The sequence below is a fragment of the Bacillus sp. REN10 genome (genome assembly GCF_016820555.1).
Taxonomy (GTDB): Bacteria; Bacillota; Bacilli; order Bacillales; family Domibacillaceae; genus Bacillus_CE.
Window position 1 is genome coordinate 1 of sequence record NZ_JADHDW010000047.1, and the last position, 376, is coordinate 376.

The following is a 376-nucleotide window of genomic DNA, read 5'->3' on the forward strand; positions in this document are numbered from 1 at the left end:
TAATTTAGACGCACGTTCGAAAATACGCAGACCGACATCACGAGAACCAGTGAAAGAAATAAAGCGTGTTTTCGGGTGATCGACTAAGTAATCGCCCACTTCCGCACCGCTTCCTGGGACGAAGTTTAACACGCCCGCTGGAAGTCCTGCTTCTTCCATCACTTCCACAAATTTTGCCGCAACAATTGGTGTAGTGGAAGCCGGCTTTAATAGAACGGTGTTTCCAGTCACGATCGCCGCAACCGTTGTTCCAGCCATGATCGCAAACGGGAAGTTCCAAGGCGAAATAATGATGCCGACACCTAACGGAATGTAGCCGTAACGGTTGAACTCGCCTGGACGGCTTTCCACCGGCACCCCGTCTTTGATGTTCAAC

Annotated in this window: 1 protein-coding gene; it reads right to left on the reverse strand. The window is 50.5% G+C overall.

Going from position 1 to position 376, the window contains the following annotated elements; all coding sequences use genetic code 11:
• A partial coding sequence (locus tag IRB43_RS18345) for an aldehyde dehydrogenase family protein (protein WP_203364752.1) occupies nt 1–376 on the reverse strand: 376 nt, incomplete at both ends.